The sequence below is a fragment of the Variovorax sp. BGA-UO-ETr-C22 genome (assembly GCF_059567965.1).
On the sequence record NZ_JCAQPA010000007.1, the window covers coordinates 384317 to 398517 of the forward strand.

At 71.2% G+C, this 14201-nt stretch carries 15 protein-coding genes; 8 read left to right on the forward strand and 7 right to left on the reverse strand.

All coding sequences use genetic code 11. The features are described 5' to 3' along the window. Window positions 1–22: 22 nt before the first annotated feature. Window positions 23–1288, reverse strand: coding sequence for an ergothioneine biosynthesis protein EgtB (gene egtB / locus AC57B8_RS05710; protein WP_496478928.1), 1266 nt, complete (start codon window positions 1286–1288; stop codon window positions 23–25). 148 nt (window positions 1289–1436) lie between these two features. On the opposite strand from egtB, the gene AC57B8_RS05715 reads away from it, so the two are divergent. Together AC57B8_RS05715 and AC57B8_RS05720 are read left to right on the forward strand one after the other, a co-directional pair. After that, window positions 1437–2783, forward strand: a complete 1347-nt coding sequence (locus AC57B8_RS05715) for an NAD(P)/FAD-dependent oxidoreductase (RefSeq protein WP_496478929.1) — start codon at window positions 1437–1439, stop codon at window positions 2781–2783. Between the two features lie 19 nt (window positions 2784–2802). Further along, window positions 2803–3054 (forward strand): hypothetical protein, encoded by a 252-nt coding sequence (locus AC57B8_RS05720; protein WP_095948968.1) that lies wholly within the window; start codon window positions 2803–2805, stop codon window positions 3052–3054. 39 nt (window positions 3055–3093) lie between these two features. Here the strand turns inward: AC57B8_RS05720 and AC57B8_RS05725 are convergent, their stop codons facing one another. The 3 genes from AC57B8_RS05725 to AC57B8_RS05735 form a co-directional block, all read right to left on the reverse strand. Further along, entirely contained in the window at window positions 3094–5019 is a 1926-nt protein-coding gene (locus tag AC57B8_RS05725; RefSeq protein WP_496478930.1) for a PhoX family protein, read from the reverse strand. Between the two features lie 60 nt (window positions 5020–5079). Continuing rightward, the gene (locus AC57B8_RS05730) at window positions 5080–5652 is read right to left on the reverse strand and encodes a thermonuclease family protein (RefSeq protein ID WP_496478931.1); all 573 of its coding nucleotides are present in this window, start codon (window positions 5650–5652) and stop codon (window positions 5080–5082) included. Window positions 5653–5748: 96 nt separating this feature from the next. Next, entirely contained in the window at window positions 5749–6780 is a 1032-nt protein-coding gene (locus tag AC57B8_RS05735) for a LacI family DNA-binding transcriptional regulator (RefSeq protein WP_062477653.1), read from the reverse strand. Window positions 6781–6910: 130 nt separating this feature from the next. Here AC57B8_RS05735 and AC57B8_RS05740 point away from each other — a divergent pair, with 130 nt between their 5' ends. The 6 genes from AC57B8_RS05740 to AC57B8_RS05765 all read left to right on the forward strand — a co-directional run bounded on the left by AC57B8_RS05740 (window position 6911) and on the right by AC57B8_RS05765 (window position 11891). Continuing rightward, window positions 6911–7777, forward strand: coding sequence for a dioxygenase family protein (locus AC57B8_RS05740; RefSeq protein ID WP_496478932.1), 867 nt, complete (start codon window positions 6911–6913; stop codon window positions 7775–7777). A gap of 22 nt (window positions 7778–7799) precedes the next feature. Continuing rightward, entirely contained in the window at window positions 7800–8567 is a 768-nt protein-coding gene (locus AC57B8_RS05745; protein WP_095746212.1) for an SDR family NAD(P)-dependent oxidoreductase, read from the forward strand. After that, window positions 8564–9472 (forward strand): beta-keto acid cleavage family enzyme, encoded by a 909-nt coding sequence (locus AC57B8_RS05750; protein WP_496478933.1) that lies wholly within the window; start codon window positions 8564–8566, stop codon window positions 9470–9472. Before AC57B8_RS05745 ends, AC57B8_RS05750 begins: the two co-directional genes overlap by 4 nt. Next, on the forward strand, window positions 9469–10464 hold the full coding sequence (locus tag AC57B8_RS05755; protein ID WP_496478934.1) for a quinone oxidoreductase family protein: 996 nt from the start codon (window positions 9469–9471) through the stop codon (window positions 10462–10464). The genes AC57B8_RS05750 and AC57B8_RS05755 overlap by 4 nt, the downstream gene beginning before the upstream one ends. An 18-nt stretch (window positions 10465–10482) precedes the next feature. Next, a complete protein-coding gene (locus AC57B8_RS05760; protein WP_062482150.1) occupies window positions 10483–10839 on the forward strand; it encodes a cupin domain-containing protein in 357 nt (118 codons plus the stop codon). Between the two features lie 62 nt (window positions 10840–10901). After that, complete coding sequence (locus AC57B8_RS05765) at window positions 10902–11891, forward strand: Bug family tripartite tricarboxylate transporter substrate binding protein (RefSeq protein WP_496478935.1); 990 nt, start codon at window positions 10902–10904, stop codon at window positions 11889–11891. Between the two features lie 2 nt (window positions 11892–11893). Here AC57B8_RS05765 and AC57B8_RS05770 read toward each other — a convergent pair whose 3' ends face one another. The 3 genes from AC57B8_RS05770 to AC57B8_RS05780 are packed head-to-tail and all read right to left on the reverse strand — an operon-like array spanning window position 11894 to window position 14177. Beyond that, window positions 11894–12256 (reverse strand): DUF3325 domain-containing protein, encoded by a 363-nt coding sequence (locus AC57B8_RS05770; RefSeq protein ID WP_496478936.1) that lies wholly within the window; start codon window positions 12254–12256, stop codon window positions 11894–11896. Further along, complete coding sequence (locus AC57B8_RS05775; RefSeq protein WP_496478937.1) at window positions 12253–13878, reverse strand: PepSY-associated TM helix domain-containing protein; 1626 nt, start codon at window positions 13876–13878, stop codon at window positions 12253–12255. The genes AC57B8_RS05770 and AC57B8_RS05775 overlap by 4 nt, the downstream gene beginning before the upstream one ends. Continuing rightward, on the reverse strand, window positions 13875–14177 hold the full coding sequence (locus AC57B8_RS05780; RefSeq protein ID WP_095948980.1) for a DUF3649 domain-containing protein: 303 nt from the start codon (window positions 14175–14177) through the stop codon (window positions 13875–13877). Before AC57B8_RS05780 ends, AC57B8_RS05775 begins: the two co-directional genes overlap by 4 nt. Between the last annotated feature and the right edge of the window lie 24 nt (window positions 14178–14201).

Sequence of the window (14201 nt, forward strand, 5' to 3'; positions counted from 1 at the left end):
CTCGGCTCCATCGAGGTGTCGGTCAAAGGTCTTTCGCGAGCCGCAGCCCCGAGAACTGCCAGCGTGCCGCCGGCGGAAAGAAATTGCGGTAGCTCGACCGCGTGTGGCCGGCCGGCGTGGCCACGCTGCCGCCGCGCAGCACCAGCTGGCCCACCATGAACTTGCCGTTGTATTCGGCCGCGATGCCGGGCAGCGGACGAAAGCCCGGGTACGGGTCATACGAAGAACGCGTCCATTGCCAGACATGGCCGCTCATCTGCGCGATGCCGGGCGCGTCGAAGGCGGCCTCCCATTCGAACTCGGTGGGCAACCGTGCGCCGGCCCATTCGGCGTACGCGGCGGCCTCGTAGAAGCTCAGCTGGGACACGGGCGCGTCGGCCTCCATCGGCCGCACGCCGTGCAGGCCGAACACCTGCCAGCCGCCGGGCGCGGCAGGGCCGCCGCCGGCGCCGAGGGTGGCGATGCGCGGGTCGTCGGCTTCGAGCCAGTAGGCCGGGTGGCGCCAGCCCTGCGCCTGCACCGTGGCCCAGCCGTCGGACAGCCACAGCTCGGGCCGGCGGTAACCGCCGTCGGCGATGAACTGCGCGTAGTCGCCGCAGTTCACGAGCCGGTCGGCGATGGCGTAGGGGCGCAGCAAGGCGGCGTGGCGCGGCGTCTCGTTGTCGAAGCAGAAGCCTTCGCCCGCATGCCCGACCTCGACCGTGCCGCCCGGCTGTTCCAGCCAGCGCACCTCGGCCGGCACGGCCGCCAGCCGCCGCGCGGGGCCGCTCGCGGGCTTGTACGCCGGCAGCAGCGGGTTGCACGACAGCGCATGCAGGATGTCGGTGAGCAGCAGCTCCTGGTGCTGCTGCTCGTGGTTCAGCCCGAGCGCGACGATGGCCTCGATGGCTACCCAGTCGAGCGCCTCCGGCGCAGCCAGCAGCGCGAGCACCGCCTCGTCGACATGGCGGCGGTAGGCGTGCACTTCATCGAGCGAAGGCCGCGTGAGCAGCCCGCGCTGGGGGCGCGGGTGGCGCGGCCCGAGCGCCTCGTAGTAGGAGTTGAAGAGGTAATGAAAACGCGTATCGAAGGGTTGGTACCCCGCCGCATGCGGCTGCAGCAGCACGGTCTCGAAGAACCACGTCGTGTGCGCCAGGTGCCACTTGGTCGGGCTGGCGTCGGGCATCGACTGGATGCACTGGTCCTCGGCGGACAGCGGCGCGGCCAGCGCCACGCTGGCGGCGCGCACCGTGCGGAATTGCTCGCGCAAGGCGCTCGCCACGGGGGCGATCGGCCGGGAAAACGTCATGGTGTCTCCAGTCGGGTGAGCCGGAAGTTTTAGCCCATACCGGCGACAAAAGCACGTAGGACAAGACGCCGCCGCCGCGCCGCCGCAGGAGCCCGTCCTGCGCGCAAGCGGCCCGGAACGCCCCGGCCCGCTGCGTATGATTCGGGCGATGCAAACCCCCTCTCCTTCGGCCAGGCCCCACGTTGTCATCATCGGCTGCGGTTTCGGCGGACTCGAGGCAGCGCGCCAGCTGCAGCGGGCCGACGTCGATGTGACGGTGATCGACAAGACCAACCACCACCTGTTCCAGCCCCTGCTGTACCAGGTGGCGACCGCCGGGCTTGCGGCGCCGTCGATCGCGGCGCCGGTGCGCGCGCTGTTCCGCAAGCAGGCCAACGTGACCACGCTGCTGGCCGAGGTGACGGGCATCGACCCGGCCGCGCGCACGGTGCAGCTGGCCGACGGCAGCCAGGTGGCCTACGACCACCTGATCGTGGCGGCCGGCGCCACCCACAGCTACTTCGGGCACGACGAGTGGGCGCCCGCCGCGCCGGGCCTGAAGACGCTGGCCGATGCCTTCGAGATCCGCCGCCGCGTGCTGATGTCCTTCGAGACGGCCGAGACCACCGCCGACCCCGAGCGCCGCCGCGCGCTGCTCACCTTCGTGGTGATCGGCGCCGGGCCGACCGGCGTCGAGATGGCCGGCACGCTGGCCGAGATCGCCAAGCACACGCTCGCGGGCGAGTTCCGCCGCATCGACCCCGGCAGCGCGCAGGTGCTGCTGGTCGAGGGCGGCCCGCGCGTGCTGCAGGCCATGCCCGAAAGCCTGAGCCAGAAGGCGCTCGAGCAACTGGAACGGCTCGGCGTGGAAGTGCGGCTGAACGCGCGCGTCACCGCCATCGACAACGCCGGCCTCGAAGTGCAGACCGGCGGCGGCCCCGACGGCACGCCGCTGCAAAGCTACCGCATTCCCAGCAGCTGCGTGGTGTGGGCGGCCGGTGTCGCGGCCTCGCCGCTGGGCCGGCTGCTCGGCAGCGCCACGGGCGTCGAGTGCGACCGCGCGGGCCGCATCAAGGTCGAGCCCGACCTGAGCCTGGCCGGCCACCCCGAGATCAGCGTGGTGGGCGACCTGGCCGCGGCCATGAGCCACGCGCCCGGCAAGCCGCCCAAGCCGGTGCCCGGCGTATCGCCCGGCGCCAAGCAGGCGGGCCGTGCGGCGGCGGCGAACATCCTGCGCCGCCTGGCGGGCCAGCCCACGGTGCCGTTTCGCTACGCCGACTACGGCAACCTGGCCACCATCGGGCGCAACTCGGCGGTGGTCGACCTGGGCACGCCCTTCGGCCCGCTGCGCTTCAGCGGCCGGCCTGCGTGGCTGTTCTGGCTGTTCGCGCACGCGTACTTCCTCATCGGCTTCCGCAACCGCGTGGTCGTGATGTGGGACTGGGCCAGCGCCTACTGGAGCTTCCAGCGCAACGCGCGCGTGGTGGCCGACGTGCAGGGCCGCAGCGAGTCGTAAGCACGTCCCACGCCGCGCGATGACGTTGCTCTGGTGGGTCGTCTTTCATGCGCTCGATGCGCTGTTCTGGCTATGGATCCTGCGCTGGGGCGGCGCGGCCTGGCTCGAAGGCACATTCCTCTCGGGCTTTCTCGTGAGCATCTTCGCGCCGCGCTGGGGCGCCGAGGGCCTGCGCATGTTCGCGCTGCTGATGCTGATCGTGTGCGCGATCAGCTTCGTCTGGGGCCTGCTCATGCCCGAGATGCGCTGCTGGTACTCGGGCCACTGCTGAAGCCCCGAGGGCGCCCCCGCGAGGCGCCCCCTGGCCGCGTCAGGTGCCGATCACCCCACCGTCGATCTTCGTGATGACCACGGTCGCCGAGCGCGGCCGGCCTGCGCCGTCGGGCCACTTCGACACCGCGAGCGGGCGCTCGGGGTCGCTGCGCTCGTTGGCCGGCTCGCCCGGGTGCTGGATGTTGATGAACAGCGTGCGCAGGTCCGGCGTGGCCGTGAGGCCGGTGATCTCGCAGCCGGCCGGGCCGAGCAGAAAGCGGCGGATCTCGCCCTTCGTCGGGTCGCAGGCCAGCATCTGGTTGTTGGGCAGGTTCGTGTAGTCGCCCTTGCCGAGCGTGGAGGTCGACACGTCGGTCTGGATCCACAGCACGCCGCGCGCATCGACCATCAGGCCGTCGGGGCTGCCGAAGGCGTCGCCCTTGACGTTGCCCTGCGCTTCGTAGCGCGTCTGCTTCGGGTCGCCCGCGAGCACGAGGTGGTTCCACGCGAACTTCGTGGCGTCGAGGTCGCCGCTTTCCTTCCAGCGGATGATCTGGCCCATCGTGTTGTTGGAACGCGGGTTGGCCGCGTCCATGAAGGGCTGGCCCGGGGCGCCGCGGTTGCTGTTGTTGGTGAGCGTGCAGTAGACCTCCTTCGTCAGCGGATCGACGGTGGTCCACTCGGGGCGGTCCATCTTCGTGGCGCCGAGGAGGTCGCTGGCCTGGCGCGACTTGATGAGCACGTCGCCCTGCGTGGCGAAGCCCTTGTCGGCCACCAGCCCGCCCTTGCCCTGCACCAGCGGCAGCCACTCGCCCGTGCCGTCGACGTCGAAGCGGCCCACGTAGAGCGTGCCGTGGTCGAGCAGGTCGCGGTTGGCGGCGGCGCCACCGGGGCGTACCTTGTCGCGGCTCACGAACTTGTAGATGTACTCGAAGCGCGAGTCCTCGCCCATGTAGACCACGGCGCGGCCGTCGTCGGTGAGCGCCACGGCCGCGCCTTCATGTGCGGCGCGGCCCAGTGCGGTGCGCTTGCGCGGCGTGGAGCTCGGGTCCTGCGGATCGATCTCGACCACCCAGCCGTAGCGGTTCGATTCGTTCGGGTGCTTGGCCACGTCGAAGCGTTCTTCGTGCTCGTGCCAGCGGTACTTGGCGCCGTTGCCCTTCTTGAGACCCCAGCGCTTCTGGTGCGCGTCGGGCGTGGCGGTGCCCTCGAAGTAGTCGGCGAAGTTTTCCTCGCAGGTCAGGTAGGTGCCCCACGGCGTCTGGCCGTTGGCGCAGTTGTTGAAGGTGCCGAGCACCTGCGTGCCCGAGGGATCGCCCGCGGTGCGCAGCATCGGGTGGCCGGCCGCGGGGCCGGTGAGCGTCATCGGCGTGAGCGCGGTGATGCGGCGCGCGAAACGCGAGGGCAGCACCTGCTGCCAGGCCGCGCCGTCGCGCTGCAGCTCGATCACCGACACGCCGTGCGCGTGCATCGACTTGCGCACCTTCGCGGCGCTCCAGGTCTTCATGCCGTCGGTGTGCAGCAGGCCGTCGTCCACGTACTCGTGGTTCAGCACCAGCAGGCCGCGGTTCGATCCGTCCAGCGGGAAGAAGGCCATGCCGTCGTGGTGCATGCCGGCCTGCAGCGCCTGGTCGTCGGCGGAGTCGGAAGCGTCGGTCTTGAAGGCGGGCATGCGGCCCGCGATGCCGGTGGGGTCGCCCCAGCGGTAGATCACCTGCGTGCGGTAGCCCTCGGGCACGACCACCTGGTCGACCGCCGCCATGGGCACGCTCTTGAAACCGATGCTGCGGCCCAGGCCGCTCACTGCGCTATTGCTACTGCCGGCGCCCGTGCTGGCACAGCCGGCCAGCGGCCCGAACAGGCCCGCCACGGCCGCCGCCAGGCCGCCGCGCACGAAGACCCGCCGCTGCGGATCGGACACGTCGTGGATGGTGGGATTGCCGGAGGGGTTCGAGTCCTCCATGCGCGCGAAGTCTTTGGCCATGTCCTGGGGGTCCGTGGGAATCGTGGGAACCCGCGATGCTCCCGCACGCCCATGAAGCCGTCATGACAGGGGTTCGAAGCGCACGTCGCCCCAGGGCCGCGAGCCGCCATGGTTGTTGTTGCTGCGCGGCTGCTCCCGGCGTTCGCGCCGCCAGTCCCACGGCGGCGTCGGCGCGGTGTCGGCCCACAGGCCGATGTGCTGCGCACGCGCCGCGGCTTCGAGGCGGAACAGGTCGCCGCCGCGCTTCTTCGCGATGCCGTGGTAGTCGTACACCCAGGCCCAGCCCTCGGCCACCAGGCGGCGGCCGGCGTCTTCGCCGTTGCAGCGCACGTCGGCCACGGTGCGGCCGTAGCGGTCGGTGTCGCGCTCGGTGATGACGGCCTTCTCGGCGTAGCACAGGCGGCTCAGCGCCTGGCGGCTGCGCTGGCCGTAGGGCTGCGCTTTCTCGGGTGCGTCGATGGCGGCGATGCGCACCTTGACCTGCTCGTAGGCACCGCTGCGACCACAGCGCGCGGTGAGCGTGTCGCCGTCGCTCACGCCCACGACGAGGCAGGTGCGCGGCGACGCGGCGTGGGTCAGCAGCGGGAGGGAAAGGCCGAGGGAAAGAACCAGGAAGACGGGGCGAAAGCGCATGCGGAAAGGGAACGGAACACGGGGCCGGGAATGGCCGACGATTCTCGGCGCGAAGTGCGCGCTTCGCCCTGCGGATGCATTTGTTTTCGTCTTCGTTCAGCGTGCGGCCGGCGCGGCCGTCGACTTGCGCACCACCAGCTCCGGGCGCAGCACCACGGTGGAGGCCGAGAGCGCCTGCCCGTCGATCTCCTCGAACAGCATCTCGGCCGCGCGCCAGCCGAGTTCGCGGTGCGGCAGCCGGATGGTGGTGAGCGGCGGATCGACCATGTCGACCAGCGGCATGTCGTTGTGGCCGGTGATCGAGATGTCCTTCGGCACGCGCAGGCCGGCCTCGCGCAGCGCGTCGTAGGCGCCCAGCGCCACGAGGTCGTTGCAGCAGACCACGGCCTGCGGCGCGGCGCCGGCCGCGAGCATCTGCTTCATCGCTGCCGCGCCCGCCTCGCGGCTGTAGCTCGCGCACTCGACGATGCGCGCCGGCTTCATGCGGTGGTCGCGCAGCGCCTGCTCCACGCCCAGCAAACGGCCCACGCCGGTAGGGATGGTCTGCGGCCCCGCGAGGTGCGCGATGCGCTTGTGGCCCAGGCCCACGAGGTGGTCGACCGCGAGCTTCATCGCCAGCCGGTCGTCGCTCACCACGGCGGGCAGGCGGCCAGTCTCGTCGGCGCGGTTGACCAGCACCGCGGTCATGCCGGCCTTGGCGACGAAGTCGACCAGCGGGTCGTCGCGCGTGGCGGTGGCCAGGATCACGCCGTCCACGCGCTGCGCCAGCATGCGTTCGAGCACCGGCCGCGCGAGCGCCGGGTCGACCACGTTGGTGACGAACACGAAGTAGCCGCGCGCGGCCGCGCTGGCCTCGATGCCCTGCAGGATCGGCGGGAACACCGCGTTGGTGATGTCGGGCACCAGCACGCCGATGGTGTGCGTGCGGCCCGTGCGCAGCGCCGAGGCCGCGCGGTTGGGCCGGTAGCCCAGGCGCTGCGCGGCCTCCTCGACCACGCGCAGCACCTCGTCGCTGATCAGCGAGCGCTTCTCGGGGCTGAGCGCGCGCGACACGGTCGACACATGCACCCCGGCGGCACGGGCGACGTCGCGGATGGTGACGGGGCTGGAGGGGGGATGGGTGCTCATTGGTGCAAACGATTGTTGGTCATCCGGCGCGCCATGGTTGGCGAATTCCCATTCTGACATCCCGGATACCCTCCATTTTACTTTTCCTGAATCTGCCTTAAGATCATGCAAACGATTGCAAGGATTGCAGATGAACATCGCCACCTCCCCCGATTCGGTGCTCGGCTTTGCGCTCGACGCCATGCAACGCACCCCCGATCCGCGCCTGCGCACCGTGATGGACGCGCTCACGCGCCACCTGCACGCCTTCGTCCAGGAGGTGAGGCTGACCGAGGAGGAGTTCGAGCAGGCGCTCGAATTCATCGTCGCCATCGGCCACGCCACGGGCGAGACCAAGAACGAGGTGGTGCTGGCGGCCGACATCCTGGGCGTGTCCACGGTGGTGGCGCTGCAGAACAACCAGGACCCGCACGGCGAATCGCCGGCCGCGCTGCTGGGCCCCTTCTGGCGCGCCAACTCGCCGGCCTGCGCGGCGGGCGAGAGCATCGCGCGCTCGGGCACGCCCGGCACGCCGCTGGAGGTGACGGGCACGGTGCGCGACGTGAGCGGACAGCCGATGGCCGATGTCACGGTCGACGTGTGGCAGGCCTCGCCGGTCGGGCTCTACGAGAACCAGGACCCGGAACAGGACGACATGAACCTGCGCGGACGCTTCACCACCGACACGCAAGGCCGCTTCCATTTCCGCAGCGTGCGCCCTGCCGGCTACCCGGTGCCCACCGACGGGCCGTGCGGCGTGCTGCTGCGCGCACAGCAACGCCACCCGAACCGTCCCGCGCACCTGCACTTCATGCTGAGCAAGCCGGGCCACAAGGTGCTGGTCACGCAGGTGTTCGCCGACGACGACGAGAACCTGGAGAGCGACCCGACCTTCGGCGTGACGCGCCAGCTCATCGGCCGCTTCGCGCTCGCGCCCGACGGCGGTAGCGCGACGCTGCAGTACGACTTCCAGCTCGAACCGGGAGAAATGAAGTTCCCCCGCCCGCCGATCCCCTGATTCCGCAACTTCCCTTCATCCCATGAGCTTCGATCCCCAATCCCGACTCCACGGCAAGATCGCCGTCATCACCGGCGGCCTCGGCGCCATCGGCTACGCCACGGCCACGCGCCTGGCCGCGCTGGGCGCCACCTGCGTGCTGCTGCACCGCGGTGGCGACGACAACGCCGCCGCGCGCGCCGCCGCCCTGCCCTCGGACAGTGGCCAGCGCCACGGCGCGATCCGCGCCGACATCGTCGACACGCCGAGCCTGCAGGCCGCCGCCGCCGAGGTGAAGGCCGCGCACGGGCGCTGCGACATCCTGGTCAACAGCGCGGGCCACACGCAGCCCGTGCCGGCCGGCGACCTCGATGCGCTGACCGACGAACTCATCGACGACCTGCTGCGCGCCAACTTCCGCGGCGTGTTCGCCACCATCCGCGCCTTCGCGCCGATGCTCAAGGCCACCGGCGACGGGCTGGTGGTCAACATCTCGTCCATTGCCGGCTTCACGGGCGTGGGCAGCAACCTCGCGTACGTCGCGGCCAAGGCCGGGCTCGACGTGGTGGGCGATGCGCTGGCCAAGGCGCTGGCGCCGGCGGTGCGCGTGGTGTCGGTGTCGCCGGGCGCGGTCGAGTCGGGCTTCGTGCCCGGGCGCGGCGCCGAGTTCGCCGACAAGATGGCCAGCACCACGCCGCTGGGACGCATCGGCAAGCCCGACGACGTGGCGGCCACCGTGGAAGCGCTGGCCACCACGCTGCGCTTCGTCACCGGCACGCGCATCGTGGTCGACGGAGGGCGCCACCTGTGAACAACGCGAAGACGCTCATCACCTGCGCCGTCACGGGCAACCTCGTGAAGCCCGAGCAGACGCCGCACCTGCCGATCACGCCGGTGCAGATCGCCGACGAATGCCTGGCCGCCGCCGAAGCCGGCGCGGCGCAGGTGCACATCCATGTGCGCCACCCCGAGACGGGCAAGCCCTCGATGGAGGTCGAGCTGTACCGCGAGGTGGTCGACCGCATCCGCCGCGAGAACCGCGAGCTGATCGTGAACCTCACGACCGGGCCGGGCGGGCGCTTCATTCCGAGCGAGGACGATCCGAAGATCGCCGCGCCGGGCACCACGCTGCTGCCGCCCGAAAAGCGCGTGGAGCACATCGCGCTGCTCCGGCCCGACGTGTGCTCGCTCGACCTCAACACCATGAACTCCGGCCCCGACGTGGTGATCAACACGCCGAGGAACGTGCGCCGCATGGCGAAGGTGATGCGCGAGGCCGGCGTGAAGCCCGAGCTGGAGATCTTCGACTCGGGCGACATCCACCTGGCGCTGGACCTCATCGCCGACGGCACGCTCAACGGGCCCGCGATGTGGACCTTCGTGCTCGGCGTGAAGTACGGCTTTGCGCCCACGCCCGAGACGCTGCTCTATGCGCGCAACCTGCTGCCGCGCGGCGCCTTCTGGAGCGCCTTCGGCATCGGCCGCACGGAGTTCCCGATCGTCGCGCAGTCATGGCTGCTGGGCGGCCACGTGCGCGTGGGCATGGAAGACAACATCTACCTCGAGAAAGGCGTGCTGGCCGAAAGCAACGCGCAGCTCGTGGCGAAGGCGCGCGACATCCTGCGCAGCCTGGGCGGCGAGGTCGCCAACCCGCGCGAGGCCCGCGCGATGCTGGGACTGGCCGACACCCGCGCCGTTCAGGGAGCCGCACGATGAGCGCCATCCTTCATGAACCGCGCGCCCTGCGCGTGAACGGCAAGGCCGCCAACCCCGAGGCGCTGCACCTGGAGGCCGCGCCGCAACCCGAGCCCGTGGCGCCGCCCGGCCATGCCGTGGTGCGCGTGGCCGCCGCCGCCGTGAACCCGAGCGACGTGAAGGCCGCGCTGGGCCTGATGCCGCAGGCCGTCTGGCCGCGCACGCCGGGCCGCGACTTCGCGGGCACCGTCGTGAGCGGCCCTTCGGAATGGATCGGCCGCGAGGTCTACGGCTCGGGCGGCGATGTCGGCATCACGCGCGACGGCTCGCATGCGCGCTACCTCGTGCTGCCCGAAGCGGCGCTGCGCGCCAAGCCCCAGGGCATCTCGATGGACGAGGCCGGCGCGGTGGGCGTGCCCTTCGTCACGGCCTACGAGGGCTTCCGGCGCTGCGGCATGCCGCAGGCGGGCCAGACGGTGCTGGTGCTGGGCGCCAACGGCAAGGTCGGGCAGGCGGCGGTGCAACTGGCCGCACAGGCCGGCGCGCGCGTGATCGCGGTGCAGCGCGGCCCGGGGCCCTTCGCGGGGTTCGCGAGCGCGCCGGTCGACGTGGTCGATGCTCGCCACCACGCCGACGTGGGCGCGCAGGTGCGCGAACTCACCGACGGGCGCGGCGCGCACATCGTCTACAACACCGTGGGCAGCGCCTACTTCGAGGCCGCCAACAAGGCAATGGCCAAGGGGGCCACGCAGATCTTCATCGCCACGCACGACCGCGCGGTGCCCTTCGACATCTTCGCGTTCTACCGCGGCATGCACACCTACGTGGGCATCGACTCGCTGGCGATGGACTGCGTCGCCTCCACCGCGCAGCTCGACGCGATGCGCGAGGGCTTCGAGCGCGGCACGCTGAAGCCCTTTCCCGTGGCACGCCACTTCGCGCTCGACGAAGCGATCGACGCCTACCGGCTGGTGCTGTCGGGCAGCACCGACCGCGTCGTGCTGCGCCCCTGACCCCCGAGGACACCCACCATGCATGTGACCCGTTTCAGCGAGGCGCCGCACTACGAGGCGCCCAACCACTTCGACATGCGCTGCCTGCGCCTGCAGGGCAAGGAGGCCGGCCCCTCGACGCAGATGTGGATGGGCATGAGCCAGATCCTGCCCGGCGGCCGAACCGGGCTGGACGGCTCGCCGATGGAAAAACTCTACCTCGTGCTCGAGGGCGAGCTGCACGTCGTCGGCGAACTCGACGGCGCGCACCAGGAAGACGTGCTGCTGCCCTACGACAGCTGCCGCTTCGCGCCCGGCGAGAAGCGCCAGCTCGAGAACCGCGGCAACCGCCCGGTGCTGGTGGCGCTGGTGATGGCGAACGCACCGCCCGCCTAGCGTGCTCCTTTCCCAGTCAGTCATTCATCGCTCGCACCAACCAATCAACGGAGACAAGACGCATGAAGAAGACATTCCCCTGGAGCCGCCGACAGGCGCTCACGATCGCCGCGGCACTCGCGGCCTGCACGCTCGGCGGCGCCCATGCACAAGGCCCCTGGCCGGGCACGCAACCGATCAAGCTGGTCGTGCCCTTCACGGCAGGCAGCGGCACCGACATCGTCGCGCGCCTGGTCGCCGAGAAGCTGGGACCCGCGCTGGGCACCAGCGTGATCGTCGACAACCGCCCCGGCGCGGGCGGCACGCTGGGCGCGGCCATCGCCGCCAAGGCGCCGGCCGACGGCTACACGCTGCTGGTGCATTCGGCCGGCCATCTCGTGAACCCGTGGATCTACAAGGGCCTGTCGTACGACACGCTGAAGGACTTCACGGGCGTGACGCCGATGGCCAGCCTGCCCAACGTGCTGGTGACCGCGCCTTCGCACTTCACCGACGTGAAAGACCTCGTGGCCAAGGTGAAGGCCAAGCCCGGCGGGCTGAACTACGGCTCCGCGGGTAACGGCTCGGCCACGCACATGAACGCCGAGGTGTTCCGCCTCGCGGCCGGCGTCGATGCGCAGCATGTGCCCTTTCGCGGCACGCCCGAGGCCATGACCGAGGTGATGGCCGGGCGCGTCGACTGGTTCTTCGCGCCGATGGTGTCGGCACTGCCGCTGATCAAGAGCGGCAAGCTCAAGGCACTGGCCGTGGGCACCGCCGGTCGCTCGTCCGCCCTGCCCGACGCGCCCACCACCGTGGAAGCCGGCGTGCCGGGCTCGGCCTACCTGTTCTGGGTCGGCCTGTTCGCGCCCGCCAAAACGCCGCAGCCCGTGGTGGAGCGGCTGCAGGCCGAGGTCGCGAAGATCATGGTCTCGCCCGAACTGAAGGACCGGCTGGAGAAGCTCGGCGCCGAGCCCTTCACCATGCCCTCCGCGCAGTTCAACAAGTTCATTGCCGACGAGACCGCGAAGGCGCAGCAGGTGGTCAAGGCCGCAGCCATCAAGGTGGACTGACCTCAGCGCAGCAGCGCCGCCAGCACCGGCGCAAGCCCCGCACCACCGGCCACGGCGGCAGCGCCGGCGCCCCACGCCACGGTGCGTGGGCGGTACGGCAACAGCAGCGCCACCGGCAACGCACCGGCCGACAGGAAGCCCAGCCAGGCGACCGTCCCGACCGTAGGGCCCCACGCCATCACGCAGGGCACGATGGCCGCTGCCAGCAGCACCATGCCGATCGCGCGCAAGCCCGTGCGCCGGCGCGCGGGCACTTCGCGTCCGCGCGTCAGCTGCTCGTGGTGCCGGTCCATGGCAAAGCTCAGGCACGACATGCCTGCATACGCCAGCGCAAGGCCAAGCAACGAAGCCCATGCCGTCGTCATCGCGCCGCCTTTCGCAGCAGATGGCGCAGCGCGCCCAGCGCCGCAAGCCCGAAGGCCACCACGCCCAGTTCGACGCCGAGGCTTTCCCAATCGCTGCGCGACAGCTGCGCCAGCAGGTGATCGCCCGTGGTCACGAAGTTGAGCACCGGCAGCAGCAGGCACAGCGCGGCCAGCGCACCGAGCTGCTCGCGCCACGCGCGCGCCGGCGAGCGCACGAAGGCATGCACCAGCGCCAGCGCCCACAGCGCGAAGAAGACCTGCAGTTCGCGGTCCGCGCGGTGCCCGATGCCGACCGGCACCAGCCGGTTGGCCCACAGGTAGCCCACGCAGGCGATCGCCAGGCCGGCGATGGCCGCGACGTTCAGCGCTTCGACCAGCCGGTAGACCCGCGCCGTCGCGCCACCGAACTCGCCCAGGTGCTTCTGGCGGCGCTTGACGATGAACAGCACGGCGCCCGAACCCATCATCGCGGTGCCCGCGAGCCCGCACAGGAAGTAGAGCCACTTCATCGGCCAGCCGCCGAAGGTGACCATGTGCAGCCCGCCCATGGCCGACTGCGCGAGCATGGCGGCCCCTCCGTCCGCGGCGCCCGGCAGGCGCACGCGCTGCACCTCGCCGGTGGCGGCCGAGAACTGCACCATGCCGGTGGTGGCGCTGAGCCGGCGCGCGGATTCGTCGTCGCCATTCCAGCCGTACACGCCGATGCGCGCAGCCGCGTCGCCCGGATGATCGATGACGACCGCGCGCACCGGCTGGCCCATGCGCTCCTGGCCGCGCGCCGCGAAGGGTTCGAGCACGGGCACGGGCATCGCGCGGCCGGTGGCGGCGGGCTTGTCGCTGTCGCCCAGCTCGGAGACGAAGCGCACCTGCGCCTGCGGGCCGGTGCCGTAGTGCAAGACCTTGGGGGCCGGCATGAAGCTGGTGCCCGAGATCACGAGGCCGGTGTAGGCGATCATGAACTGGAAGGGCAAGGTCAGCACCGCCACGGCGTTGTGCGCATCGAGCCAGCTGCGCTGGCCTTTCTTCGGCCGGAAGGTGAAGAAGTCCTTGAAGATGCGCTTGTGCGTGATGACGCCCGACACCAGCGCCACCAGCATCGCCATGGCGGCGATGCCGACGATCCACAGGCCGACGGTGCCGGCGTGCAGCTCGTAGTGGAAGTCGACGAAGTGATGCCCACCCAGCGTGGCACGCGCCGCGTGGCCGCCGTCTTCCTTCAACGGCTTGCCGGTGGCGGGGTCGAGCGCGACGCCTGCGTACTGCCGGTTGGCGTCGAACCAGAACACCCGCAGCTCGCCACCGCCCTGCGCGTCCGAAGGCCACAGCTCCCACATCGAGGCGCCCGGGTGGTGCTCGGCCATGTAGGCCATGCCCCAGGCCAGGCGCTGCGCGCGGTCGGCCGTGGGCTCGCCCTTCTCCTTCTTGGCCGCCGCGGCGGCTTCCTCGGCGTGGTGCTCCGGCGTCATCCAGTGGGTGATGGGCTCGTCGAACACGGCCAGCGTGCCGGTGAGGAACACCGCGAACAGCAGCCACGAGAACCACAGGCCGCACCAGGTGTGCAGCCAGGCCTGGGCCTGGCGGAAGCCGCCCTGCGACGGCGCCTTGGGTGTCTTCGTGCTCATGCCCCGCCTCCCGCGCCGCGCAATGCCAGGCCGAGCCCGGCCAGCACCACGGCCGGCAGCAGCAGGCCGGCCCACGCACGCGGCAGCGACACGGGCGCGAACGCCCAGATCACGGCGACGGTGTAGACCGCGAAGCTGAACTGCATGCCCCCGAGCGCGGCCTCGGCGGGGCCGGCCGGCAGCACGGCGGCCAGGAAGACGGCGGCGGCCGAGGCCAGCGCGTAGCCGCCGAACACGGCGGCCGCGACGCGGGACAGCAGCCGCAGGGCGGGAGAAAAGGAGGAGGTGCGGGTGTTCATCGGGGACCGGAAAACGGGGCGCGG

Excerpts from the sequence above, each read along its gene's own strand:
- egtB (WP_496478928.1), bottom strand. The coding sequence starts at position 1,288 with ATGACGTTTTCCCGGCCGATCGCCCCCGTGGCGAGCGCCTTGCGCGAG.
- AC57B8_RS05715 (WP_496478929.1), top strand. The coding sequence starts at position 1,437 with ATGCAAACCCCCTCTCCTTCGGCCAGGCCCCACGTTGTCATCATCGGC.
- AC57B8_RS05720 (WP_095948968.1), top strand. The coding sequence starts at position 2,803 with ATGACGTTGCTCTGGTGGGTCGTCTTTCATGCGCTCGATGCGCTGTTC.
- AC57B8_RS05725 (WP_496478930.1), bottom strand. The coding sequence starts at position 5,019 with ATGGCCAAAGACTTCGCGCGCATGGAGGACTCGAACCCCTCCGGCAAT.
- AC57B8_RS05730 (WP_496478931.1), bottom strand. The coding sequence starts at position 5,652 with ATGCGCTTTCGCCCCGTCTTCCTGGTTCTTTCCCTCGGCCTTTCCCTC.
- AC57B8_RS05735 (WP_062477653.1), bottom strand. The coding sequence starts at position 6,780 with ATGAGCACCCATCCCCCCTCCAGCCCCGTCACCATCCGCGACGTCGCC.
- AC57B8_RS05740 (WP_496478932.1), top strand. The coding sequence starts at position 6,911 with ATGAACATCGCCACCTCCCCCGATTCGGTGCTCGGCTTTGCGCTCGAC.
- AC57B8_RS05745 (WP_095746212.1), top strand. The coding sequence starts at position 7,800 with ATGAGCTTCGATCCCCAATCCCGACTCCACGGCAAGATCGCCGTCATC.
- AC57B8_RS05755 (WP_496478934.1), top strand. The coding sequence starts at position 9,469 with ATGAGCGCCATCCTTCATGAACCGCGCGCCCTGCGCGTGAACGGCAAG.
- AC57B8_RS05760 (WP_062482150.1), top strand. The coding sequence starts at position 10,483 with ATGCATGTGACCCGTTTCAGCGAGGCGCCGCACTACGAGGCGCCCAAC.
- AC57B8_RS05765 (WP_496478935.1), top strand. The coding sequence starts at position 10,902 with ATGAAGAAGACATTCCCCTGGAGCCGCCGACAGGCGCTCACGATCGCC.
- AC57B8_RS05770 (WP_496478936.1), bottom strand. The coding sequence starts at position 12,256 with ATGACGACGGCATGGGCTTCGTTGCTTGGCCTTGCGCTGGCGTATGCA.
- AC57B8_RS05775 (WP_496478937.1), bottom strand. The coding sequence starts at position 13,878 with ATGAGCACGAAGACACCCAAGGCGCCGTCGCAGGGCGGCTTCCGCCAG.
- AC57B8_RS05780 (WP_095948980.1), bottom strand. The coding sequence starts at position 14,177 with ATGAACACCCGCACCTCCTCCTTTTCTCCCGCCCTGCGGCTGCTGTCC.